The sequence below is a fragment of the Rathayibacter sp. VKM Ac-2857 genome (genome assembly GCF_013205025.1).
Classification (GTDB): Bacteria; Actinomycetota; Actinomycetes; order Actinomycetales; family Microbacteriaceae; genus Rathayibacter.
The window spans coordinates 1,024,020-1,046,821 of the sequence record NZ_JABMLE010000001.1; the positions used below are offsets into that span (position 1 = coordinate 1,024,020).

Genomic DNA, 22,802 nt, shown 5'->3' on the forward strand with positions numbered 1-22,802 from the left:
CTAACCTTCGGAGAAGCCGTGAACAATACGGGGGTGTTTCAGATGCGTTTCGCGACCTGATCGTTACTTTTCGTCGTGGGAGCGCTCTGCGGCGACGCGATCCGCAGGTCGGGCCGGCGCGCGACGCCTGCGGCGCTCGGCCGAGACGAGGTCGACTGAGAAGATCGCCAGGGCCGCCCAGACGAGTGCGAACCCGATCCAGCGCTCCGGCGGCATGTCCTCGCGCAGGACGAACGCACCGACGACGAACTGCAGCACCGGCGTCAGGTACTGGATGAAGCCGACGATCGAGAGCGGGAGGCGCCGCGCCGCACCCGCGAAGAGCAGCAGCGGGACCGCGGTGACGATGCCGGCCGAGGCGAGGATGAGCGCGTGCCCCGTCCCCTCCGTGCCGAGGGTCAGCCCAACCAGCGAGCCGACCACGGTCAGCTGGACGATCGCGAGCGGGGCGAGCCAGAGCGTCTCGAGCGTGAGGCCGCTCACCGCGTCCATCCGGCCGCCGACGCGGCTCTTCACCAGGCCGTAGAGGCCGAAGGAGAAGGCGAGCGCCAGCGAGACCCAGGGGAACGACCCGTAGCCGACGGCGATGACGAGGACGGCGACGGCGCTGATCCCCATCGCGACCCACTGCGCGGGACGCAGCCGCTCCCGCAGCACGATCACGCCGAGCAGCACCGTGACGAGCGGGTTCATGAAGTAGCCGAGGGCCGCCTCGATCACGTGGCCCGTGGTCGTCGCGATGACGTAGACCTGCCAGTTGATGTAGATCAGCACGCCGGCGATCGCCATCACACCGAGCAGCCTCGGCTCGCGGAACAGGCCGGCGAAGCCGCGCCAGCTGCGGGTCACCGTCAGCAGGAGCAGGCAGAAGACGAGCGAGAACAGCACCCGCAGCGCGACGATCTCGAACGGGGAGGCGGGCGCCATCGCGAGGAAGTAGAGCGGCATCGCGCCCCAGAGCAGGTACGCCGAGAAGCCGAACCACAGGCCGGTCGACGACAGCGCGCCACCGGCGCCCTTCACCGGGAGCGCCTCGACGCCCTCGCCGGCCGCGGCGTCGCTCGTCGTGGGCGACGCGGAGTCGGCGGGGAGGCGGGAGGCGGGCACCCGACCGATGCTACGCAGGACGCGGACCCGCCGACCGCCCGGAACGGTCACCGGACGTCAGGATCAGGCCACCGGTCGCGAAGAGGACCGGGCGCACGACGAAGGGCCGGCGACTCCCACCGCCGGGCCCACCGCGCTGGACGACGAAGGGCCCGGCGACTCGCGTCGCCGGGCCCTTCAGGATCCGTCTCTAGCGGACGACGACCGCGAGGACGTCGCGAGCGGAGAGGACCAGGAGGTCGTCTCCACCGAACTTGACCTCGGTTCCGCCGTACTTGGAGTAGATGACCTTGTCACCGACGGCCACGTCGAGCGGGACGCGGTTGCCGTTGTCGTCGATGCGGCCGGGGCCGACGGCGACGACTTCGCCCTCCTGGGGCTTCTCCTTGGCGGTGTCGGGGATGACGAGACCGGAAGCAGTGACCTGCTCGGCCTCGACCTGCTTGATGACGATGCGATCTTCGAGCGGCTTGATGGACACCGACACGGTTGACCTCTTTCTTGACGACGACGGGGGCGGAGCGCCGCCGTTGGCAGACACGCTCCGAGAGTGCTAGCTCCACTGTAGAGGCTCCGCTGGCACTCGTGCAATCAGAGTGCCAGGCAGGCGCGCCGTGACGGTCGGAGGCGGTGGCCTAGCATGGCCGGATGCAACGCGCCGAGCTGGTCGAGCTCCTCTCCCCCGAGGGCCTCCGGCTCCTCGACTCGCTCGACGGCTACCGGGCGGACGACCTGGTGCGCGCCGTCGCGACGCTCCGCTCCGCCGGCCACTCCCCCGGCCTGGTGTCCGCCGTGCTGACCCAGGCGCGGCTGCGGGCGAAGGCGACCGGGAAGTTCGGCGAGTTCGCCCGGTCGATGCTCTTCACCGACGCCGGGCTCGAGCAGGCCACCCGGCTCCGGGTCGCGGCACTGCACGCCGGCCGCTACTCCTCGGCCGGCCTGACCCGCATCGCCGACCTCGGCAGCGGCATCGGCGGCGACGCTCTGGCGATGGCGGCCATCGACCTCGAGGTCACGGCCGTCGACGCGGACGAGATCACTGCCACCCTCGCCAGCTTCAACCTCGCCCCGTTCCCCTCGGCGCAGGCCGTGCACGGCGACGCCGAGGCGTTCGACCTGGACGGCTTCGACGCCGTCTACCTCGATCCGGCCCGCCGCACCGCCGGCCACCGCGAGACCCGCCGCCTCGACGACCCCGACGACTACTCGCCGTCGCTCGACTTCGCCTTCGGGCTGGGGGAGGAGCGGCCCGTCGGCGTGAAGCTCGGGCCGGGCTTCGACCGCGAGCGGATCCCCGCCGACGCGGAGGCGCAGTGGGTCTCCGTCGACGGCGAGCTCGTCGAGATGGGGCTCTGGTTCGGTGCGCTGGCGCGGCCGGGTGTCCGGCGCTCCGCGCTCCTGCTCGGGGCGACGGGCGCCGTCGAACTCACCGCGCCGGCCGACAGCGAGGACGAGGAGGTGGGCGACCTCGGCGCCTTCGTCCACGAGCCGGACGGGTCGGCCATCCGCGCGCGCCTGCTCGGCGAGCTGGCCCGCACCAGCGGGTCGCGCATGCTGTCGCCGGGCATCGCCTACCTCACGGGCGACGAGCCGGCCGTCTCGCCGTTCCTGCGCAGCTTCCGCGTGCTCGCGGAGCTGCCGCTGGACGAGCGCACCCTCGCTCGCGAGCTGCGCGCTCGCGGCATCGGAGTGCTGGAGATCAAGAAGCGCGGCGTCGACGTCGATCCCGCGCGCTTCCGCAAGAAGCTCGGCCTCGCGGGGCGGGGCAGCGCCGTCCTGATCCTCACGAGGATCCAGGGGCGCCACCGGGCCCTGCTGTCCGAGCGCGTCTCCTGAGACCGACCGCCTGCGCCTAGAGGCCGCCGGGGGAGCTCGCCGCGTTCAGCGCGAGAACGAGGAGCACGATGGTGACGGCCAAGTAGATCAGCGAGATCACGACGCCGGCGATGCCGGTGATGATCGCGGTCAGCGCGAGTCCGCGGGCACCCGGCTCGCGGCGGCGCCCGAGGAAGCCGAGCACGATCGCGGGCGCCGACAGGATGAAGCCGAAGCCCCAGCCGAAGATCGAGATCACCAGGCCCACGATGCCGAGGATCATGCCGGTGAGGCTCAGCGTCTTGGGCACCGTCGTGGGCGCCGGGACGTAGGCGTACTGCGGCGGCGCGGCGGTCGGGGCCGACGGGAGCGGTGTCCCGTAGGCGGGCGGCGCAGAGTCGCGAGCGCCCTGGCCGGGGGCCGCCGGGGTGCCACCGGTGTACGCGGGCGGGGCCGGGGGCGCCGGAGTTCCGCCGAAGTAGACGGGCGGGGCCGGGGGCGTCGGCGGCACGGGAGGAGCAGGGGGGACGGGAGGGCCCTGTCGGTCGTCGGACCCGGGCCGGCTGCTGTCGCTCATGCCTCGAAGTCTAGAACGCGGCCGCCGACCGGCTCAGGCCGGGAGGTAGCCGTCCGTCCTGAGTCCTGTGACGAAGGCCGAGTAGACCAGGGCGCCGACGAGCAGCAGCACGAGCGCGAGGTAGCCGAGGAGGAAGCCGGCGATCGCGAGGCCGCGGCCGCGCTGCCCCGAGCGTCGCGCCTGCGCGAAGCCGACGTGCCCGAGGACGATCGCGGCGGGAGCGAGACCGAGGATGCCGCAGATCAGGGCGGCGACGGCGAGGCCGTTCAGTGGCGGGCGCGGCGCGGGGGCGCCGGGGCGGCCATCACCGTCTGCGTAGCCGTCCGGCGGGACGGCGGAGCCGGATTCCCCGGTTCCCGCCGCCTCCGGCCGCTCCGTCGGGGGCGCGGACTCCGGCGACGGCGGGACGGAGGGCGGCGCGTACCGCGGCGGCGGTGCCGCCGATCCCGCTGCCGGATCGCCGGTGGTGTCGTCGTTCACGTCGCCCTCCTCGAGCACGTCACGTCCCGCCCTGTGGGGCGCGGGACGCTGTCGATCAGTAGTCCGTCGTCGTGCTCGCCAGGCCCGCGATCGAGAACAGGGCGACGACGGAGATGATGGTGACGATGATGGCGACGAAGCCGATCACGACGGCGGCGATGGCGAGGCCGCGACCGCGCTCGCCGGTCCGCTTGATCTGCGACAGAGCGATGAAGCCGAGGACGATGCCGACGATCGAGACGAAGAACGAGGCGATGAAGCCGATGATCGCCAGGATGTTGTAGCGGTCGGACGCGGGCGTGTACGGAGTGGTCATGGCGGATCCCCCTTGATCAGGAACGAGTGAGTGCGCTCAGCGTGGCAGCGCCGTCGGTGGGCTGTCAAAACCCTGGGCGGCGCTTGTGACCCGGTGCGACGCTGCAGTAAGACGCCTATCGGACCTGGATCTCGGTGACGGGCAGGGTGGAGTCGGCGCCGAAGGAGAGGCTCGACGGAGCGTGCCCGGCCTCGATCAGCTGGGCGCCGAGGGCCGCGATCATCGCGCCGTTGTCGGTGCAGAGCGAGAGTGCAGGGATCCGCAGCGTGACGCCCGCGGCCGCGCAGCGCTCCTCGGCCAGCTCGCGGACACGGGCGTTGGCGACCACTCCCCCGCCCAGCAGCAGCCGCGGCACCCCGCGGTCGACGCAGGCCGCGATCGCCTTGGTCAGCAGGACGTCGGCGACGGCCTCGCGGAAGCTCGCGGCGACGTCGGCGACCGGCACCTCCTCGCCCGCGTCCTGGCGCTTCTCGACCCAGCGGGCGACCGCGGTCTTCAGCCCCGAGAACGAGAAGTCGTAGCGGTGCTTCTCCTTGTCCTTCGGCAGCGTGAGGCCGCGGGGGAAGCGGATCGCCCGTGGATCGCCGTCGGCCGCGACCCGGTCGATCTGCGGGCCGCCGGGATAGGGCAGGCCGAGCACGCGGGCGACCTTGTCGAACGCCTCGCCGGCCGCGTCGTCGATCGTCTCGCCGAGCAGCTCGACGTCCGAGACGAGATCGCGCACGTGCAGGAGCGAGGTGTGCCCGCCCGAGACGAGCAGCGCGATGGTGGGCACCTCGACCGGGCTGCCGGCGCCGCCGTCGGCGCGCAGGACGTCGGCGCCGACGTGCCCGACGAGGTGGTTCACCGCGTAGAGCGGCTTCCCCAGCGAGACCGCGAGCGCCTTCGCCGCGCCGACGCCGACCATCAGCGCGCCCGAGAGCCCGGGGCCGCTGGTGACCGCGATCGCGTCCAGCTCCTGCAGCGAGACGCCGGCCTCGGCGAGCGCCGTGCGCAGCGTCGGCTCGAGCGCCTCGAGGTGCGCGCGGGCGGCGACCTCGGGCACGACGCCGCCGTAGCGGGCGTGCTCCTCCATCGACGAGGCGATGGTGTTGGCGAGCAGCGTCGTGCCGCGGACGATGCCGATCCCGGTCTCGTCGCAGCTGGTCTCGATGCCGAGGACGAGCGGACCGGCGGTCATGACGACTCCTGTCGAGGGGCGGGGACCGGCACGCGCATCACGAGCGCGTCGACGTCGTCCGGCTGGTAGTAGGCGGGGCGGACCCCGATCTCCTCGAAGCCCTCCGAGCGGTAGAGCGACTGGGCGGCCGGATTGTCGGCGCGGACCTCGAGGAAGACCTCGCGGGCGCCGCGCTCGGCGGCGGTGGCGACGAGAGCGCGCAGGAGGCTCCGGCCGAGCCCCGTGCGGCGGGCGGAGGCGAGCACCGCGAGGGTCTGCACGTCGCCCTCGTGCGCGCCGACCGGGCAGAGCAGCCCGGCGTAGCCGACCAGCTCGCCCGCGTCCTCGGCGACGAGGTAGCGGGTGTGCCGGCTGCGGATCTCCTCGAGCATCATGGTGCGCGACCACGCGTCGCTGGTGAACTCCGACTCCTCGATCGCCATGATCGCGTCCAGGTCGTCGACGGTGGCGTCGCGCAGCTCGGCGCTCACGCCGTGACCCGCTTCGGACCGGCCGAGAGCGTGACGTCGGGCGAGCGGAGGTAGAGCGGCTCGTCCGCGGCGGGAGCGCGGCCGGCGGCGCGGGTCAGCGCGGCCACGACGCCGAGCTCCGCCGCGGACACCGTCTCGGCCTCGAGGCGGGGCAGTTCGGGGAAGGGCAGCGCGGGCGGCTTGTCGAGGCCGGGCCCGCCGGTACGGACGGGGAGGCCCTGCTCGTCCAGGCCGGCGTAGGCGCTCCAGTAGAGCTCGCGGCGGCGCGCGTCAGTGACGACGAGGAACCCGTCGGCGCGGCCGTGGCGCAGCGCGCCGAGCGCGACCGCGTCGTGCGAGACGACCGGGAGGGTGGGCACGTCGCGGCCGAACGCGAAGGCGCGGGCCGCGGCGATGCCGACCCGGAGGCCGGTGAAGGGGCCGGGGCCCATGCCGACGGCGACGGCCTCGATCGCGTCGGGGCCGATGCCTGCCGCCTCGAGGGACTCCTGGATCAGCCGGCCGACGACCTCGGCGTGCCGCATGGTGTCGGTCTCGGTGCGCTCGGCGCGGACCTCGCCGTCGATGCCGACGACGGCGACGGAGGTACCGGAGGAGGTGTCGATCGCGAGCAGCACCCTGACAGGGTACCCGCGGCCGGCGGGGCACCGGCCGCGGAGCCTGCGGCGCCACTCGCCTGCTGGTCGAGCAGCCGTGCACCACCCTGCTGACACGGGGGATCTCGATACGCCCTCTCCGAGGGCTACTCGATCAGCATGCGGACCATGCTGGTCGAGTAGCCGCGCAGCGGCGTATCGAGACCCACCCACCGGACGACGGTGGATCTCGATACGCCCTCTCCGAGGGCTGCTCGATCAGCAGGCGGACCATGCTGGTCGAGTAGCCGCGCAGCGGCGTATCGAGACCCGCCGCGAGCAGAGCGCTCAGCGCCAGCCCGTGCCGCGGAAGCGCACGGTGCGCGGCTCGATCGGCTCCTCGCCGTCCTCGGCGTCGGAGCCGCCGGTCGGGCGTTCGAGGACGACGTCGAGCCACGACTCCGCGACGCCGTCGAGCAGCCCGGCGCCCCACTCCACCACGACGACCGAGTGCTCGAGATCGAGGTCGAGGTCGTCCAGCTCCACGGCCGAGCCGACGCGGTAGGCGTCCACGTGCACCAGCGGCGGCCCGCCGTGCAGCGGAGGATGCGTCCGCGCGATCACGAAGGTGGGGCTGGTCACCGGCCCGCGCACCCCCAGCCCGTCGCCCAGGCCGCGGGTGAAGGTCGTCTTGCCCGCGCCGAGCGGCCCGGTCAGCACCAGCAGGTCGCCGGCGCGCAGCACCCGGCCGAGGGAGCGGCCGAGCTCCTCCATCGCCTCCGGGTCGTCGATCTCGACCGTGCGGTCGGCGAACCAGCCGCGCTCAGGCACGGGCGCCTCCCGCAGGGCCGCCGACCGTCCTGCGCGGGACGCGGTGCCCGATCCGGGTGACCAGCTCGTAGTTGATCGTCCCGCACCAGCGCGCCCACTCGTCGACCGAGGGGACGCCGGTGGTCGGATCGCCCCAGAGCGTCACCGGGTCGCCGACCGCGACGGGAGCGTCCCCGACGTCGACGACGAACTGGTCCATCGCCACCCGCCCCGCGATGCGGTGGCGGCGCCCGCCGATCGACACCTCGGCGACACCGGAGGCGGCACGCGGGATCCCGTCGGCGTAGCCGAACGGCACCAGCGCGAGAGTCGTCTCCCCGGCGGCACGGTAGGCGTAGTCGTAGCTGACCCCGGTCCCCGCGGACACCCGGCGCACTCCGGCCACCCGCCCCTGCACAGTCATCGCCGGCACCAGGCCGAGCCCGAGGGAGGTCTCGTCGTCGAACGGCGACAGCCCGTAGACGCCGATGCCGGTGCGCACCTGGTCCAGGCGCGCCTCCGGCAGGCGGAGCGCGGCGGCCGTCGCGGCGAGGTGCACCAGCGGCGCGGGCGTCCCGTGCGTGCGCAGCACCTCCTCGGCACGGCGCAGGAGGGCGAGCTGCGCGAGGTCCTCCTCGCGCGAGGTGTTCGAGAGGTGCGAGAACAGACCGGTGAGCTGCAGCGAGCCGCGCGCCGCGTGGCGGACGAGGGACTGCGCGAGCGGCACCCACTCCGCCTCCGCGGCGCCGTTCCGGCTGAGACCGGTGTCGACCTTGAGCTGCACCGCCCCGCGCACCCCGCGGTCCTCGGCGGCCTGCGCCAGCCGGTCGAGCTGCGCCACCGAGGAGACGGCCACCTCGATCCCGTGCTCGAGGGCGGTGTCGAAGTCCTGCTCGGGGTCGTGCAGCCAGCAGAGCACCGGCGCCAGGATCCCCGCCTCGCGGAGCGCGACCGCCTCCTCGAGGTCGGCGGTCCCGAGCGCGTCCGCCCCGCCGGCGAGCGCCGCCTGCGCGACCGGGAGTGCGCCGTGCCCGTAGGCGTTCGCCTTGACGACCGCCATCAGCCGGGGTGCGGCCGTCAGCTCCCGGAGCCGCGCCGTGTTCGCCGCGACGGCGTCGAGATCGATCAGCGCCTCGCGGAAGGCGACCGGCGCGATCACGACTCGGCCACCACGAACGCGCAGGCCACGCCGGCGTCATGGCTCATCGAGAGGTGCACGCGGGCGATCCCGCGCGACTCGGCCGCCGCGAGGGCCGCGCCGTGCAGGGCGAAGGAGGGGTTCCCGTGCTCGTCGCGCTCGACGACCATGTCGTGCCAGCGGGCACCGGCCGAGTCGCCGAGCGCCTTGATCAGCGCCTCCTTCGCCGCGAACCGGCCGGCCAGCGAGGCGATCGGCAGGTCGCGTTCGCTCTCGGCGAACAGCCGGTCGCGGAGCCGGGGCGTGCGGGAGATCGCCCGCTCGAAGCGCGCGAGATCCACCACGTCCACGCCGATCCCGACGATCACGGCAGGGTCACTCGACCGTGACCGACTTGGCGAGGTTCCGCGGCTGGTCGACGTCGAGGCCCTTCGCCGAGGCGAGCTCCATCGCGAACATCTGCAGCGGCGTCACGGCGAGCAGCGGCTCGAACAGCGGGTCGGCCAGCGGGATCGGCACGACCTCGTCGGCGATCTGGATCGCGGCCGCGTCGCCCTGCTCGGCGATCGCGATCACCCGGGCGCCGCGCGCCTTGATCTCCTGGATGTTCGAGATCACCTTGCGCTGCAGCTCGTAGGACTCGCTCGGGCTCGGCACGATCACGAAGACGACCTGACCCGGCTCGATCAGCGCGATCGGCCCGTGCTTCAGCTCGCCCGCGGCGAAGCCCTCGGCGTGGATGTAGGCGAGCTCCTTGAGCTTGAGCGCGCCCTCGAGCGCCACCGGGTAGCCGACGTGGCGGCCCAGGAAGAGCACCGCGCGGGTGTCCGCCATCCAGCCGGCGAGCTGGGCGATCGCCTCCGAGGCGTCGAGCACGCGCGAGAGCTTCTCGGGGATCGCCGCGAGCTGCGCGGCCTGCGAGGCGATCAGCTCGGGCGTGGCTGCGCCGCGCACCGCGGCCAGGTGCAGGCCGAAGAGGTAGAGCGCCGCGATCTGCGCGACGAACGCCTTGGTCGAGGCGACCGCGACCTCCGGGCCGGCGTGGGTGTAGAGCACGGCGTCGGACTCGCGCGGGATCGTCGCGCCCTGGGTGTTGCAGACGGAGAGCGTCTTGGCGCCCTTCTCCCGGGCGTACTTCACGGCCATCAGCGTGTCCATGGTCTCGCCGGACTGGCTGATCGAGACGACCAGGGTGCGCGGGGTCAGCACCGGGTCGCGGTAGCGGAACTCGTGACTCAGCTCGACCTCGACGGGCACGCGCGCCCACTTCTCGATCGCGTACTTGGCGACCATGCCGGAGTAGGCGGCGGTGCCGCAGGCGATCACGGTGATCCGGTCGATGTCGGTGAGGGTCGCGTCGAGAGAGGCGAGCTCGGGCAGCACGACCACGCCGTCCTGGATGCGGCCGAGCAGCGTCTTGGCGACGGCCTCCGGGCCCTCGCTGATCTCCTTGGCCATGAAGCTCGACCAGCCGCCCTTCTCGGAGGCGGAGGCGTCCCAGGCGATCTCGAACGGCTCGGTCTCGACGGCGTTGCCGAAGAAGTCGGTGACGGTGACCGCGTCGGGCGTGATCGTGACGATCTGGTCCTGGCCGATCGCGACCGCGCGGCGGGTGAACTCGACGAAGGCGGCGACATCGGAGCCGAGGAAGTTCTCGCCGTCGCCGAGGCCGATCACGAGCGGCGAGTTGCGGCGCGCGCCGACGACGACACCGGGCTGGTCCTGGTGCAGGGCGAGCAGCGTGAAGGCGCCCTCGAGGCGCGCGACGACGGCCTGGAACGCGAGCACCAGATCGCCGGTGCGGCGGTGCTCCCGCGCGATCAGGTGCGCGGCGACCTCGGTGTCGGTCTCGCTCTCGAAGACCGCGCCCTCGGCGAGCAGCTCCTCCTTGAGGGGCTGGAAGTTCTCGATGATGCCGTTGTGGATGACGGCGAGGCGCCCGTCGTCCGCGAGGTGCGGGTGCGCGTTGCGGTCGGTCGGGCCGCCGTGTGTCGCCCAGCGGGTGTGCCCGATGCCGGTGGTGCCCTGCGCGATCGGGTGCGCCTCGAGGTCGTCGACGAGGACGCTGAGCTTGCCCGAGCGCTTGCGGCTGTCGATCCGGCCGTCCGCGTCGATCACGGCCACACCGGCGGAGTCGTACCCGCGGTACTCCAGTCGCTTCAGTCCCCCGAGCAGCACGGCCAGGCTGTCGCGCGCGCCGACGTATCCAACGATTCCACACATGCGCTCGATCCTAATCGCGCGCGGGGGCGCTCCCGCGGCGACGGGGCCGGACCGCGGCGGCCGCTAGGATCGTGCAGATGTCCTCGTCAGCTCGCGAACCCGGGCGCGAGGCGCACCCCTCCCCGTTCGTCGAGATCGTCCGCTCCGACTGGGCCGAGCTCGCCCGCAGCACCGAGCTGCCGCTGAGCGAGACCGAGGTCGTGCAGCTGCGGGGGCTGGGCGACCGGCTGAGCCTCACCGAGGTCGCCGAGGTCTACCTGCCGCTGTCGCGGCTGCTCACCCTCTACGCCGGCGGCGCGCGCCAGCTGCACCGCGCGACGAGCACCTTCCTCGGCGAGCGCGCGCAGCCCACCCCGTTCGTGATCGGCGTGGCCGGCTCGGTCGCGGTCGGCAAGTCGACCATCGCCCGCCTGCTCCGCGAGCTCCTCGCCCGCTGGGACGACACCCCCCGCGTCGAGCTGGTGACGACCGACGGCTTCCTCCTGCCCAACCGCGAGCTGGAGCGGCGCGGGCTGATGAGCCGCAAGGGCTTCCCGGAGTCGTACGACCGCCGGGCGCTGCTGCGCTTCGTCTCGGAGGTGAAGGGCGGCGCCGCCGAGGTGCGCGCGCCGTTCTACTCGCACCTCTCCTACGACATCGTGCACGACGCGGAGATCGTGGTCCGCCGACCCGACGTGCTGATCGTCGAGGGCCTGAACGTGCTGCAGCCGCCCGCGCCCGGGCACGGTCTCGCCGTCAGCGACCTGTTCGACTTCACGGTCTACGTCGACGCCCGCACGAGCGACATCGCGCGCTGGTACGAGGAGCGCTTCCTCGCCCTGCAGCAGGGCGCCTTCGCCAGCCCGACCTCGTACTTCCACCGCTACGCCTCGCTGACTCCCGACGAGGCGCGCGCGCAGGCCCGCAGCATCTGGTCCTCGATCAACGAGCCGAACCTGCTGCAGAACGTGCGGCCGACCCGCTCCCGCGCGAGCCTCGTCCTGCGCAAGCAGGCCGACCACACCGTCTCCTCGGTGCTCCTCCGCAAGATCTGAGCGCGCGATCGCCGACGGCTCACGTACTGACGACGGCGGGTCTCGATACGCGCCTCCGGCGCTACTCGACCAGCATGGAAGGCGCAGACCTGCACCCGGTGCGCGGCGCAAGCATGTTGATCGAGTAGCCCGCACAGCGGGCGTATCGAGATCCGCCGTCCTGACGACGGCGGGTCTCGAGACGCGCCTCCGGCGCTACTCGACCAGCATGGGGCGGGCAGGCTGCGCCATGCCGTGCCTCCGGCCCCGGTCGACTCGCGCACAGCGCGCGGCGGAAGCATGCTGATCGAGTAGCCCGCGCAGCGGGCGTATCGAGATCCCCGAGCCGGCGGCTCGGCCCGCTAGGACGCGACGCGAAGCTGCTCGAGCACGACCGCGGCGAGGGACTCCGCCAGCCGGTCGGCGGTCTCCTTCGTGGAGGCCTCGACCATGACGCGGACCATCGGCTCGGTGCCGGAGGGCCGCAGCAGGACGCGCCCGCCGGTGCCCAGCTCGGCCTCGGCCTCGGCGATGGCCGCCGCGATCACGGTGTCGTCGTGCACGCCCTCGCGGTCGACCCCGCGCACGTTGACGAGCGTCTGCGGGAACACCCGCATCACCGAGGCCAGCTCGGCGAGGGTCTTCCCCGTGCGCGCCATCTCGGCCGCGAGCTGCAGACCCGTGAGGACGCCGTCGCCGGTCGTCGCGAAGCGGCTCATGATGACGTGGCCGGACTGCTCGCCGCCGAGCGAGTAGCCGCCGTCGTTCATCGCCTCGAGCACGTAGCGGTCGCCCACACCGGTCTCGATCACGCGGATGCCGGCGTCGGCCATCGCGGTCTTGAGGCCGAGGTTGCTCATCACCGTGGCGACGAGCACGTTGTCGCGCAGGACGCCGCGTCGCGCCATGGAGGTCGCGAGGATCGCCATGATCTGGTCGCCGTCGACGACGCGCCCCTCGGCGTCGACCGCGAGGCAGCGGTCCGCATCGCCGTCGTGCGCGATGCCGATGTCGGCGCCCGCCTCGCGGACGGCCTCGGCGACGTGGTCGAGGTGGGTCGAGCCCACGCCGTCGTTGATGTTGATGCCGTCCGGATCGTTGCCGATCACCGTGACGGTCGCGCCGGCGTCGGTGAACACCTCGGGCGAGATCCCTGCGGCGGCGCCGTGCGCGCAGTCGATGACCACGTGCAGTCCGTCCAGGCGGGTGCTGTCGAGCGAGCCGAGCAGGTGGAGGACGTAGCGGTCCTCGGCGTCGGCGAAGCGGCGGATCCGGCCCACGTCGGGGCCGAGCGGCGTGAGCGGCGGGACGCCGAGAGCCGCCTCGATGCGGTTCTCGAGCTCGTCCGGGAGCTTGCGGCCACCGGCCGCGAAGAACTTGATGCCGTTGTCGGCGGCGGGGTTGTGCGACGCCGAGATCATCACGCCGAAGTCGGCGCTCTCGTCGGCGATGAGGTAGGCGGCGGCGGGCGTCGGGATCACTCCCGCGTCGAGCACGTCGACGCCGGCGCTCGCGAGGCCGGCCGCGACGGCGGCACCGATGAACTGTCCCGAGATCCGAGGATCGCGGGCCAGGACGGCGAGGGGCCGACGGCCTTCCGCCCGGGCGGCCGCACCGAGTACACGGGCGGCCGCCTGAGCGAGGCCGAGGGCCAGGTCGGCCGTGACATCGCGATTCGCGAGGCCACGGACGCCATCTGTTCCGAACAGGCGCGGCATGGTGCCAGTCCCCTTCTGAAGCTGCTGATCGACGGCCGCAGGGGCCGCAGCGACTAGCGCTTCGAGAACTGGGACGCCTTGCGGGCCTTCTTGAGACCGGCCTTCTTGCGCTCGATGACGCGAGCGTCGCGGGTGAGGAAGCCGGCCTTCTTGAGGATGGCGCGGTTGTTCTCGCGGTCGATCTCGTTCAGCGCACGGGCGATCGCGAGGCGGAGCGCACCGGCCTGGCCGGAGGGGCCGCCGCCGGTGATCTTCGCGACGACGTCGTACGAGCCGAGGAGGTCGAGGACCTTGAACGGGTCGTTGATCAGCTGCTGGTGCAGCTTGTTCGGGAAGTACTCCGCGAACTCGCGAGCGTTCACGGTCAGGCTTCCGGAGCCCGGGACCAGGCGCACGCGGGCGATGGCCTGCTTGCGACGGCCCACGGCTGCGCCGGAGACGTTGAGGACGGCGCGGGGCGTCGTGGACGCCTCGGTGGCCGGGCTTTCGGTGGAGTAGCTCTCGGGAGCCACGTCGATCTGGTCTGCGATCTTCGCCACGGTGTAGGTGATCCTTTGTCTTCGAAGTCTGGGGTGTCGGGGAGGGCCGGAGCCTACTGGGCGACCTGGGTGAAGGCGTACGCCTTGGGCTGCTGAGCCGCGTGAGGGTGCTCGGTGCCCGTGTAGACCTTCAGCTTGCGCAGCTGCGCACGACCGAGGGAGTTCTTGGGGAGCATTCCGCGGATGGCCTTCTCGACGGCGCGGATCGGGTTCTTCTCGAGGAGCTCGGCGTACGTGGTGGCCGTGAGGCCGCCCGGGTAGCCGGAGTGGCGGTACGCCTTCTTCTGGAGGAGCTTCTGGCCGGTGAGGGCCACCTTCTCGGCGTTGACGATGATGACGAAGTCGCCCATGTCCATGTGCGGCGCGAACGTCGGCTTGTGCTTGCCGCGCAGGAGCGCAGCGGCGTGGGTGGCCAGACGGCCGAGCACGACGTCGGACGCGTCGATGACGATCCAGTCGTGCTGGACGTCAGCCGGCTTCGGAGAAAAAGTGCGAGTCACGTGAGTGCTGCTTTCTGATCGGAGTGAGGAGTTCGTGAATCCCGCTCCGTGGCCGTTCGACCCGCGAGGGGGCCGAACCGATCCGGTGGAGGGCTCAACTTCGGGTGCCGGCACGCGGCCGAGAACACCAAGGGACGACGCTACAGCAATCCGACCCGGAGCGGAAGCTCGCCGGTCGCCGCTCCCGTCCTCCGGAGGGTGGCGGGGCTCAGGAGGGCTCCTGCCCCAGCGCGGTGAGGACGTCGGTCGCCAGCTCCTCGAGCGGCCCCTGTGCACCGACGTACGAGCGGAGGGAGAGCAGCCGGTCCCCCGCCAGCACCACGACCGTCGCGGCCGGGTCGGCCGCCGGATCGCCGGCGCGGAAGAAGGCGGCGTCGCCGAGTCCGCTCGGTTGCACGGGTGCTGCCGACTCCTGGGCGGTGAACTCGGCGGTCCCCGCGCCGGTCGCCGACTGCAGCACCAGCGCCGCCGGGTTCCCCGCCATCGCCCAGGTGCAGCCGGAGCCCTGCTCGGAGGGCGTCACGAAGCCCTCGGGCAGCTCGAGGACGGCCTCGATCGTCTCGACCGGCAGCACCGCCGCGCAGTCGAGGACCTCGATGCTCGAGGCGGCGGACGGCGACGGAGCGGTCGCGGTCGGCTCCGCGGTGGGCGCGGTGCTCGGCGCGGCCGACTCGACGGCGGCCTGCGGCGCCTCGTCCGGCACATCGATCGTGGACGACGACGAGCAGCTCGCGAGCAGCAGTGCCGCCGGCAGGACGAGCGCGGTGGCGAGAGCGGCCGTGCGACGGTCCCTGCGCATCATGCGTCGTCCTCCCCCTCGCCGACCCCCGCCGGCAGTGTCCGCTTCACCCGGGTCAGCACGGCCCGCTCGGCCAGTTCGGAGTCCTCAGGGTAATCGACCTCGCGCAGGACGAGACCGCGGGCCGGCATGACCGCGAAGGCGTTGGTGCGCCGCGCCGCGTCGCGCAGCAGCGGGAGCTCGCCCGCGTCGAGCTTGCCGATCCCCACGGCCACGCAGGAGCCGACGAGCGCCCGCACCATGCTGTGGCAGAAGGCGTCGGCGCGCAGGTGGGCGTGCAGCACGCCGTCCTCGTCCCGCTCCCAGGTGAAGTCGAGCAGGCTCCGGATGGTGGTGGCCCCGACGCGCGCCCGGCAGAACGACGCGTAGTCGTGCAGGCCGAGCAGCGACTCCGCGGCACCCGCCATCAGGCTCTCGTCGACCGCCTCGTTGATCCAGGTGGTGTAGGCGCGGTCGAGAGGGCGGCGGAGCGAGGACCGGTCGGCGAGCCGGTACTCGTAGCGCCGCCAGCGGGCCGAGAAGCGCGCGTCGAAGCCCTCGGGCGCCCGCGACACCCGGTGCACCGACAGGTCGGAGTACTGGCCCAGGATCCCCTGCAGCTTGCGCTGGAGCACGACCTCGGGCTCGACCTTCTCGGTGCCGGCCCGCGGGCGGCCGTTCAGGCGCGACCACTGCTCGGGAGTGAGGTCCAGGTGCGCCACCTGCGCGCTCGCGTGCACTCCGGCGTCGGTCCGGCCCGCGACGGTGACGACCGTGCGCTCCTCGGACCGCAGCAGGAGCCCGAGCGCGTCCTCGAGGACCCCCTGGACCGTGCGGAGACCGGGCTGCAGGGCCCAGCCGGCGAAGTGGGTGCCGTCGTAGGCCAGATCGAGGCGGACACGGCGGAGCACTCGACGAGTCTAGATCGTCCGCCGCGGCCGCCCGGAGCGGTCGGACGAGCCGGATCAGCCCGCCGAGAGCCGCACGCCGAGCGAGTCGAGGACGGCGACCGCCCAGTCCGCGAGCGCGTCCTGGTCCCCGACGAACGACTCGACGTGGAGCTCGTAGCCGCCCGCCAGCACCGCGAGCTCGGACGGCGTCGTCGGCGAGCCCTCGAGCCGGTAGGCCGCCTCCCCCAGCGGAGCGGGGACCGCGCCGACGGCCTCGCCCGCGCCCGTGAAGGTCTCGGCCAGGCGAGCGGGACCGACGGTGACGAGGACCGCGGACGGGTTGCCGGCGATCGCGTACGAGCAGGCGTCCTCCGTCTGCAGCAGCACGGCCGTCCCCGCGGGCAGCCCCACGGCGCTCTCCACGGCAGCGGCCGGGAGCGCGGCCGAGCAGTCCAGCTCGGGCGCCGCCGGGGTGTCGGTCGCGGCGGTCGCCGTCGGCACCGCCTCGGGCGCCGCGACCGAGGTCGGAGCGGCGGTGCCCGCCGACTCCGGCACGTCGAGGACCGCGGGCGAGGAGCAACCGGCCAGCAGGACCGTCGCGGCGATCAGGAGCAGCGGGTGGTGCGGACGCACGGGGCACCTCCTGCCGGGCGGCGGCGAGGCGGACGCCGGGAGCCGGTCGCGCCCCGCCCTGCCGCTGAGACGATTCCGCCATCGTAAGCGACGTTCCGCGCCACCGAGCACGACGCGAACCGCCGCCGGGGACGACGAGAGCCCCCCGTCCCCGAAGGGGCGGAGGGCTCTCGAGACGTGCGCGGGACTACTTGGTCTCGGCGGTCGTCTCGACCGGGGCGTCCTCGACGGGCGCGTCCTGGACGGTCGCGTCGGCCTCGGTCGTCTCGGCGACGGGCGCCTCCTCGACGGTGGCGTCCTCGACGACGGTCTCGTCCTCGACCGGAGCCGAGACGGGAGCGGCGCCGGTGCGCGACTTCTTGACCTTCGGCGTCACGGGCTCGAGGACGAGCTCGATGACGGCCATGGGCGCGTTGTCGCCCTTGCGGGGACCGATCTTCGTGATGCGGGTGTAGCCGCCCTCACGCTCGGCGACGAGCGGCGCGATCTCGGTGAAGAGCTCGTGCACGACGCTCTTGTCGCCGATGGTCGCGAGGACGCGGCGGCGAGCGTGCAGGTCGCCGCGCTTCGCGAACGTCACCAGACGCTCGGCGAGGGGACGCAGGCGCTTGGCCTTGGTCTCGGTCGTCTTGATGCTCTTGTGCGTGAACAGGGCCGCGGCCAGGTTCGCGAGCAGCAGACGCTCGTGTGCGGGACCGCCTCCGAGGCGGGGGCCCTTCGTGGGCTTGGGCATGTCTTTACTCCAGTACTAAAGGGGTGTCAGAAGGTCGAACGCCGGAGCGGGAGACCTAGATGCTCTCGTCGTCGTAGCTGTAGAAGTGGGCGCCGTCGAACCCGGGGACCGAGTCCTTCAGCGACAGGCCCAGCTCCGTCAGCTTCTCCTTGACCTCATCCACCGACTTCTGACCGAAGTTGCGGATGTTCATGAGCTGCGTCTCCGAGAGGGCGACGAGCTCGTTGACGTTGTTGATGCCCTCGCGCTTGAGGCAGTTGTAGCTGCGCACCGAGAGGTCGAGGTCCTCGATGGGCATGGACAGCTCGGTCGAGAGGACGGCGTCGACCGGCGCGGGGCCGATCTCGATGCCCTCGGCCGCGTTGTTCAGCTCGCGGGCGAGTCCGAACAGCTCGGTCAGCGTGCGACCGGCCGACGCGATGGCGTCGCGCGGCGTGATGGCCGGCTTCGACTCGACGTCGACGACCAGGCGGTCGAAGTCGGTGCGCTCGCCGGCACGGGTGGCCTCGACGCGATAGGTGACCTTGAGCACGGGCGAGTAGATCGAGTCGACCGGGATCTGGCCGGCCTCGGAGAACTCGCTGCGGTTCTGGGTCGCCGAGACGTAGCCGCGGCCGCGCTCGATGGTGAGCTCGAGCTCGAACTTCGCCTTGTCGTTCAGGGTCGCGATGACGAGGTCCGGGTTGTGGATCTCGACACCGGCCGGAGCCGAGATGTCGGCGGCGGTGACCTGGCCGGCGCCCTGCTTGCGCAGGTAGGCGGTGATCGGCTCGTCGTGCTCGGAGGAGACGACGAGTCCCTTGATGTTCAGGATGATCTCGGTGACGTCCTCGCGGACGCCCGGGACGGTCGTGAACTCGTGCAGGACTCCGTCGATCCGGATGCTGGTGACAGCGGCGCCGGGGATGGAGGACAGCAGGGTGCGACGCAGCGAGTTGCCGAGCGTGTAGCCGAAGCCGGGCTCGAGGGGCTCGATGACGAAGCGGGAACGGAACTCCGAGATGTTCTCCTCGGTGAGCGTCGGACGCTGTGCGATAAGCACTGTTGATTCCTTTCGATCACGTGTCCGCTATATGACACGTGCGTTTGCGAGTCTGAAGTTGTGAAAGAAATGCGCGATCCGCCGGCCGGCCTCACGCCGCGCTGAAGAGCGCTTCGCTCGGCCGGCCGACGGCTGCGAGTGCTGCGTTAGACGCGACGGCGCTTCGGCGGGCGGCAGCCGTTGTGCGCCTGCGGGGTGACGTCGTTGATCGAGCCGACCTCGAGGCCTGCGGCCTGGAGCGAGCGGATCGCGGTCTCGCGACCCGAGCCCGGGCCCTTCACGAAGACGTCGACCTTCTTCATGCCGTGCTCCTGCGCCTGACGCGCGGCCGACTCGGCAGCGAGCTGGGCGGCGAACGGCGTCGACTTGCGCGAGCCCTTGAAGCCGACTCCACCGGACGAGGCCCAGCTGATGACGGCCCCGGCGGGGTCGGTGATCGACACGATGGTGTTGTTGAACGTCGACTTGATGTGGGCCTGGCCCACAGCGATGTTCTTCTTCTCCTTGCGGCGCGGCTTGCGCGCGGCCGACTTGGGGGTAGCCACTTGTTATCTCCTCTAGGTCCGTGTCGCCCGCGTTACTTGCGGCCGGCCTTCTTCTTGCCGGCGACGGTGCGCTTCGGGCCCTTGCGGGTGCGAGCGTTCGTCTTGGTGCGCTGTCCACGGACCGGGAGGCCGCGACGGTGGCGGATGCCCTCGTAGGACCCGATCTCGACCTTGCGGCGGATGTCGGCGGCGACCTCGCGGCGGAGGTCTCCCTCCACCTTGTAGTTGCCCTCGATGTAGTCGCGGAGCGCGACGAGCTGGTCGTCGGTGAGGTCCTTGACGCGGATGTTGCCGTCGATCCCCGTGTCGCTCAGCGTCTTCAGCGCGCTGGTGCGGCCGACTCCGTAGATGTAGGTCAGTGCGACCTCCACGCGCTTCTCGCGCGGGATGTCTACTCCTGCCAGACGTGCCATGGTGGCTTCTCCTGTGAGTGAGTGGAGGTGTGAAGCAACGTCGGTGCCTCGGCCTCCGACCGAAGGTGTCCTCGCCGTTCACCCCGGGAGACCCGGGGCGCTGCGCGATTTCTGACGTTGCGGGGTGGTGTGTTGCCGTGCTGCTGGGCGGTTTCCCGCCCGCGCTCCTCGCAGGAGCGCCGGGAGTCCCGGAGGACTAGCCCTGGCGCTGCTTGTGGCGGGGGTTGCTGCTGCAGATGACCATCACGTTGCCGTGGCGGCGGATGATCTTGCAGTGGTCGCAGATGCGCTTGACGCTGGGGTTGACCTTCATTGTTCTGTTCCTTGTTTTCGCTGGCGTCGTGCTCCCGGCGGATGCCGGGGCCGTTCCTTACAGGACACGCACGTCGCGAACTGAGCGGAGCGAACGTCTACTTGTAGCGGTAGACGATCCGGCCGCGGGTCAGGTCGTAGGGGCTGAGCTCCACGATCACGCGGTCCTCGGGGAGGATGCGGATGTAGTGCTGACGCATCTTGCCCGAGATGTGGGCGAGAACCTTGTGTCCGTTGGTGAGCTCCACGCGGAACATCGCGTTGGGGAGCGCCTCGACAACCGCACCTTCGATTTCGATGACACCGTCTTTTTTGGCCATAGCCTCACTGTCGTTCGGAAGTAGTGTGTGTACTGGTCGTGCGAATGCTTCCGCGACGATCCTCCCCCGGGCGGAGCCCGGAAGGCGGTGCGCGGGCGTGCCGGAGCACGCGCAAACACCAAGGGTCGATACTACGCGAATCCCCGCCTCTCCGCCAGCCCGGGCGTGTCGCCACCGGCCGGGGCGCTGCGCGCCGCGGGCGGCGGGCACGACGGCCTCCGCCTAGGCTCTCCCACGTCGAAGGGACCGCGGATGGCGCGCACGGAGAAGACGACGGACGGCACCACGGCGAGGGGCCGGCGGAGCTGGTACTCGCATCCGCTGGTGACCGTGCTCGTCGCGATCGTCGTCATCGCCCTCGTGCAGACCTTCTTCGTGAAGGTGTACACCGTGCCGACCGGCTCGATGGAGAACACCCTGCAGGGCGGCGGCTTCTTCGGCGACCGCATCCTGGTCGACCGCACCGCGGCACTGTCGGGCGAGCCCGAGTCGGAGCAGATCGTCGTCTTCTCCCGAGACGCCCGCTGGGGCGCGACCGACGCGGTGGGGAACCCGCTCTCCGAGGCGGTGAAGTACTTCGGCGACGTCACGAGCATCGGCCCGTCGCACGAGGAGTTCCTCGTGAAGCGCGTGATCGCCACCGGCGGCCAGACGGTCTCCTGCTGCGACGCCGAGGGGCACGTGCTCGTCGACGGGCAGCCGCTCGAGGGCGACTACGTCTTCGAGGACTTCCCGTTCACCCCCGGCACGCAGGACTGCGACTCGCAGCCCGCCTCGACCCGCTGCTTCCAGGAGTACACGGTGCCGGAGGACACGCTCTTCGTCCTCGGCGACCACCGCTCGAACTCCAACGACTCGCTCGGCGACTGCCGCGGCGCGCCGGGCCCGATCGACTCCTGCGTGAAGACGGTGCCGATCGAGCGGGTGGTCGGGCGCGTCTTCGCCGTGGCCTGGCCGCTGACCCGCTGGCGCCTGTTCTAGCCCGACCCGCTCCGGCCCGATCCGCACCGGGAACGGCGGAGGGGCGGGGCCGGATGCCGGAGCACCCGATCCCGCCCCTTCGGACGGAGACTCGCGAGGGTCAGCCGCGGACGACCCCGACCACCTGCGCGTACAGCGGGTGGTCCGAGCCGAGTCCGGTCACCTCGGTGACGAACTCCTCCGGCGACAGCGCCGCCAGCTTCTCCTTCAGCTCGACGCTCTGCGGGTCCTCCGGCACGTCGAAGCGGAGGGCCGCTCCGATCGCCGTGAGCAGACCGCTCGGCACGTGGCCGAGCTCGGCGAGCTCCGCCGCCGGGCCGATGAAGCGCTCGTGGCGCGAGAGCTTGCGCAGCGGCTGGCGCCCGACCCGATCGACCGTGTCGGTCAGGAACGGGTTGCCGAAGCGCTTCAGCGTCTTCTGGAGGTAGGCCTCCTGCTCCTCGTCGCTGAAGCCGTGCTTCTCGACGATGAGCGTCTTGGTGTCCTCGAGCGCGGCCTTCACCGCGTCGTGCACCTCGGGCAGCGCGAGCGCGTCCGACAGCTTGTGCGCGCCGGCCGCGAAGCCGACGTACGCCGCCGTCGCGTGACCGGTGTTCACCGTGAAGAGCTTGCGCTCGATGAACGGCTCGAGGTCGTCGACCCAGGTCGCACCGGGGATCTCGGGCTCGGAGCCCTCGAACGGCGTGCGGTCGACGACCCACTCGAAGAAGCTCTCGACCGTGACGTCGAGGCCCTGGCCGGCGTCCTGGTTCGGCACGATCCGGTCGACCGCCGTGTCGGCGAAGACCGCGCGGGTGCGCAGGCGCTCCCACTCGTCCGCGCCGAGGCTCGCGGCGACCTCGGTCTGCAGCAGCCGGGTCGCGTTGATCGCGTTCTCGCAGGCCATCACGGCCAGGCGGGGCGCCGACTCCGCTCGGGCCGCGAGGCCCTTCGCGATGACCGGGGCGACGAAGCGCAGGATGTTCGGGCCCACCGCGGTGGTGACGACGTCGGCGGCGGCGATCTCGCGGACGAGGGCCTCCTCGTCGCTCGCCGAGTTGATCGCGCGGAAGCCGTCGACGACGTGGGTGGCGGACGACTCCCCCACCTCGTGCACCTCGTAGCTGTCGGCGGCGGCGAGCTGGTCGATCAGCGCCGCGTTGACGTCGGCGAAGACGAGCTCGTAGCCGGCACCGTGCAGGATCAGCCCGACGAAGCCGCGGCCGATGTTGCCGGCGCCGAAGTGGACGGCGGTGGGCATCAGGAGTTGACCTCGCCCAGCAGCGCGTAGAGCGCCTGCGCGTCGGGGGCGTCGAGGAGCTTCTGCACCTCGTCCTCCTCGGAGAAGATGATCGCGATCTTGGAGAGGATCTCGAGGTGCTCGTTGTTCACTCCGGCGATGCCGACGACGAAGCGGACCTCGTTGCCGTCCCAGTCGATCGGCTGCGCGTAGCGGACGAAGGACAGCGCCGACGATCGGATCTCGTCCTTCGCGTCGTTCGTGCCGTGCGGGATGGCGAGCAGGTTGCCCATGTAGGTGGAGACGGTCGCCTCGCGGGCGAGCATCGCCTCGTGGTAGGCGGGCGTGACGGCGCCGACGCCGACCAGCATGTCGGCGGCCTCCTTGATGGCGGTCTCCTTCGACGTGGCGGTGCCGGAGGCGTTGATCTGTCCGATGGTGAGCACATCGCTCATGGCGTGCGTCCTTTCCGTGG

29 protein-coding genes are annotated in these 22,802 nt (G+C 71.9%); 3 read left to right on the forward strand and 26 right to left on the reverse strand.

Annotated features, from left to right (window positions below):
* Positions 1 to 63: 63 nt before the first annotated feature.
* Both rarD and groES read right to left on the reverse strand, forming a co-directional pair.
* Positions 64 to 1,023 carry an EamA family transporter RarD gene (gene rarD, locus HQQ86_RS04675; RefSeq protein WP_367948582.1) on the reverse strand — a complete coding sequence of 320 codons (960 nt, stop codon included), beginning with the start codon at positions 1,021 to 1,023 and terminating at the stop codon, positions 64 to 66.
* Positions 1,024 to 1,297: 274 nt separating this feature from the next.
* A complete protein-coding gene (gene groES / locus HQQ86_RS04680; RefSeq protein WP_068251574.1) occupies positions 1,298 to 1,594 on the reverse strand; it encodes a co-chaperone GroES in 297 nt (98 codons plus the stop codon).
* Positions 1,595 to 1,755: 161 nt separating this feature from the next.
* Here groES and HQQ86_RS04685 point away from each other — a divergent pair, with 161 nt between their 5' ends.
* Complete coding sequence (locus tag HQQ86_RS04685; RefSeq protein ID WP_173286854.1) at positions 1,756 to 2,943, forward strand: class I SAM-dependent methyltransferase; 1,188 nt, start codon at positions 1,756 to 1,758, stop codon at positions 2,941 to 2,943.
* 16 nt (positions 2,944 to 2,959) lie between these two features.
* On the opposite strand, the gene HQQ86_RS04690 is transcribed toward HQQ86_RS04685, so the two are convergent.
* From HQQ86_RS04690 to glmS, 10 genes are all read right to left on the reverse strand, one after another.
* Complete coding sequence (locus HQQ86_RS04690; protein ID WP_173286856.1) at positions 2,960 to 3,499, reverse strand: DUF4190 domain-containing protein; 540 nt, start codon at positions 3,497 to 3,499, stop codon at positions 2,960 to 2,962.
* Positions 3,500 to 3,532: 33 nt separating this feature from the next.
* Entirely contained in the window at positions 3,533 to 3,979 is a 447-nt protein-coding gene (locus tag HQQ86_RS21950) for a DUF4190 domain-containing protein (protein WP_216844925.1), read from the reverse strand.
* Positions 3,980 to 4,034: 55 nt separating this feature from the next.
* Positions 4,035 to 4,295, reverse strand: a complete 261-nt coding sequence (locus HQQ86_RS04700; protein WP_160087659.1) for a DUF4190 domain-containing protein — start codon at positions 4,293 to 4,295, stop codon at positions 4,035 to 4,037.
* Between the two features lie 115 nt (positions 4,296 to 4,410).
* Positions 4,411 to 5,475 carry a tRNA (adenosine(37)-N6)-threonylcarbamoyltransferase complex transferase subunit TsaD gene (gene tsaD / locus HQQ86_RS04705; protein WP_173286858.1) on the reverse strand — a complete coding sequence of 355 codons (1,065 nt, stop codon included), beginning with the start codon at positions 5,473 to 5,475 and terminating at the stop codon, positions 4,411 to 4,413.
* Entirely contained in the window at positions 5,472 to 5,945 is a 474-nt protein-coding gene (rimI, locus tag HQQ86_RS04710) for a ribosomal protein S18-alanine N-acetyltransferase (protein WP_173286860.1), read from the reverse strand. The genes tsaD and rimI overlap by 4 nt, the downstream gene beginning before the upstream one ends.
* Positions 5,942 to 6,562, reverse strand: coding sequence for a tRNA (adenosine(37)-N6)-threonylcarbamoyltransferase complex dimerization subunit type 1 TsaB (tsaB, locus tag HQQ86_RS04715; RefSeq protein WP_173286862.1), 621 nt, complete (start codon positions 6,560 to 6,562; stop codon positions 5,942 to 5,944). The genes rimI and tsaB overlap by 4 nt, the downstream gene beginning before the upstream one ends.
* 306 nt (positions 6,563 to 6,868) lie before the next feature.
* A complete protein-coding gene (gene tsaE / locus HQQ86_RS04720) occupies positions 6,869 to 7,294 on the reverse strand; it encodes a tRNA (adenosine(37)-N6)-threonylcarbamoyltransferase complex ATPase subunit type 1 TsaE (RefSeq protein WP_173287518.1) in 426 nt (141 codons plus the stop codon).
* Between the two features lie 49 nt (positions 7,295 to 7,343).
* Positions 7,344 to 8,489: an alanine racemase gene (gene alr, locus HQQ86_RS04725; protein ID WP_173286864.1), complete on the reverse strand. Its 1,146-nt coding sequence runs from the start codon at positions 8,487 to 8,489 to the stop codon at positions 7,344 to 7,346.
* Entirely contained in the window at positions 8,486 to 8,836 is a 351-nt protein-coding gene (locus HQQ86_RS04730; RefSeq protein ID WP_173286866.1) for a holo-ACP synthase, read from the reverse strand. Before HQQ86_RS04730 ends, alr begins: the two co-directional genes overlap by 4 nt.
* Before the next feature lie 7 nt (positions 8,837 to 8,843).
* The gene (gene glmS / locus HQQ86_RS04735; RefSeq protein WP_173286868.1) at positions 8,844 to 10,691 is read right to left on the reverse strand and encodes a glutamine--fructose-6-phosphate transaminase (isomerizing); all 1,848 of its coding nucleotides are present in this window, start codon (positions 10,689 to 10,691) and stop codon (positions 8,844 to 8,846) included.
* A gap of 77 nt (positions 10,692 to 10,768) precedes the next feature.
* On the opposite strand from glmS, the gene coaA reads away from it, so the two are divergent.
* Complete coding sequence (gene coaA / locus HQQ86_RS04740) at positions 10,769 to 11,725, forward strand: type I pantothenate kinase (protein ID WP_173286870.1); 957 nt, start codon at positions 10,769 to 10,771, stop codon at positions 11,723 to 11,725.
* Between the two features lie 341 nt (positions 11,726 to 12,066).
* Here the strand turns inward: coaA and glmM are convergent, their stop codons facing one another.
* The 12 genes from glmM to infA form a co-directional block, all read right to left on the reverse strand.
* Positions 12,067 to 13,422, reverse strand: a complete 1,356-nt coding sequence (glmM, locus tag HQQ86_RS04745) for a phosphoglucosamine mutase (protein ID WP_173286872.1) — start codon at positions 13,420 to 13,422, stop codon at positions 12,067 to 12,069.
* 53 nt (positions 13,423 to 13,475) lie between these two features.
* On the reverse strand, positions 13,476 to 13,961 hold the full coding sequence (gene rpsI / locus HQQ86_RS04750) for a 30S ribosomal protein S9 (RefSeq protein ID WP_159985790.1): 486 nt from the start codon (positions 13,959 to 13,961) through the stop codon (positions 13,476 to 13,478).
* 53 nt (positions 13,962 to 14,014) lie between these two features.
* On the reverse strand, positions 14,015 to 14,461 hold the full coding sequence (rplM, locus tag HQQ86_RS04755) for a 50S ribosomal protein L13 (protein WP_123445074.1): 447 nt from the start codon (positions 14,459 to 14,461) through the stop codon (positions 14,015 to 14,017).
* A 208-nt stretch (positions 14,462 to 14,669) separates the two neighbouring features.
* Positions 14,670 to 15,260, reverse strand: a complete 591-nt coding sequence (locus HQQ86_RS04760; RefSeq protein ID WP_173286874.1) for a hypothetical protein — start codon at positions 15,258 to 15,260, stop codon at positions 14,670 to 14,672.
* Positions 15,260 to 16,150, reverse strand: a complete 891-nt coding sequence (locus HQQ86_RS04765) for a tRNA pseudouridine synthase A (protein ID WP_173286876.1) — start codon at positions 16,148 to 16,150, stop codon at positions 15,260 to 15,262. Before HQQ86_RS04765 ends, HQQ86_RS04760 begins: the two co-directional genes overlap by 1 nt.
* A gap of 54 nt (positions 16,151 to 16,204) precedes the next feature.
* Positions 16,205 to 16,762 (reverse strand): hypothetical protein, encoded by a 558-nt coding sequence (locus HQQ86_RS04770; RefSeq protein WP_173286878.1) that lies wholly within the window; start codon positions 16,760 to 16,762, stop codon positions 16,205 to 16,207.
* Positions 16,763 to 16,949: 187 nt separating this feature from the next.
* Positions 16,950 to 17,495 carry a 50S ribosomal protein L17 gene (rplQ, locus tag HQQ86_RS04775; protein WP_173286880.1) on the reverse strand — a complete coding sequence of 182 codons (546 nt, stop codon included), beginning with the start codon at positions 17,493 to 17,495 and terminating at the stop codon, positions 16,950 to 16,952.
* Positions 17,496 to 17,550: 55 nt separating this feature from the next.
* The gene (locus tag HQQ86_RS04780) at positions 17,551 to 18,537 is read right to left on the reverse strand and encodes a DNA-directed RNA polymerase subunit alpha (RefSeq protein ID WP_123445069.1); all 987 of its coding nucleotides are present in this window, start codon (positions 18,535 to 18,537) and stop codon (positions 17,551 to 17,553) included.
* A gap of 146 nt (positions 18,538 to 18,683) precedes the next feature.
* The gene (gene rpsK / locus HQQ86_RS04785) at positions 18,684 to 19,082 is read right to left on the reverse strand and encodes a 30S ribosomal protein S11 (protein WP_056037257.1); all 399 of its coding nucleotides are present in this window, start codon (positions 19,080 to 19,082) and stop codon (positions 18,684 to 18,686) included.
* Between the two features lie 32 nt (positions 19,083 to 19,114).
* Positions 19,115 to 19,495: a 30S ribosomal protein S13 gene (rpsM, locus tag HQQ86_RS04790; protein WP_056037260.1), complete on the reverse strand. Its 381-nt coding sequence runs from the start codon at positions 19,493 to 19,495 to the stop codon at positions 19,115 to 19,117.
* 196 nt (positions 19,496 to 19,691) lie between these two features.
* Positions 19,692 to 19,808 carry a 50S ribosomal protein L36 gene (gene rpmJ, locus HQQ86_RS04795; RefSeq protein ID WP_055787164.1) on the reverse strand — a complete coding sequence of 39 codons (117 nt, stop codon included), beginning with the start codon at positions 19,806 to 19,808 and terminating at the stop codon, positions 19,692 to 19,694.
* A gap of 97 nt (positions 19,809 to 19,905) precedes the next feature.
* Positions 19,906 to 20,127, reverse strand: a complete 222-nt coding sequence (infA, locus tag HQQ86_RS04800) for a translation initiation factor IF-1 (RefSeq protein WP_022883252.1) — start codon at positions 20,125 to 20,127, stop codon at positions 19,906 to 19,908.
* A gap of 252 nt (positions 20,128 to 20,379) precedes the next feature.
* On the opposite strand from infA, the gene lepB reads away from it, so the two are divergent.
* On the forward strand, positions 20,380 to 21,108 hold the full coding sequence (gene lepB, locus HQQ86_RS04805; protein WP_173286882.1) for a signal peptidase I: 729 nt from the start codon (positions 20,380 to 20,382) through the stop codon (positions 21,106 to 21,108).
* Positions 21,109 to 21,208: 100 nt separating this feature from the next.
* Here lepB and HQQ86_RS04810 read toward each other — a convergent pair whose 3' ends face one another.
* On the reverse strand, positions 21,209 to 22,348 hold the full coding sequence (locus tag HQQ86_RS04810) for a mannitol-1-phosphate 5-dehydrogenase (RefSeq protein ID WP_173286884.1): 1,140 nt from the start codon (positions 22,346 to 22,348) through the stop codon (positions 21,209 to 21,211).
* Positions 22,348 to 22,782, reverse strand: coding sequence for a PTS sugar transporter subunit IIA (locus HQQ86_RS04815; protein ID WP_160087637.1), 435 nt, complete (start codon positions 22,780 to 22,782; stop codon positions 22,348 to 22,350). The genes HQQ86_RS04810 and HQQ86_RS04815 overlap by 1 nt, the downstream gene beginning before the upstream one ends.
* Positions 22,783 to 22,802 lie beyond the last annotated feature (20 nt).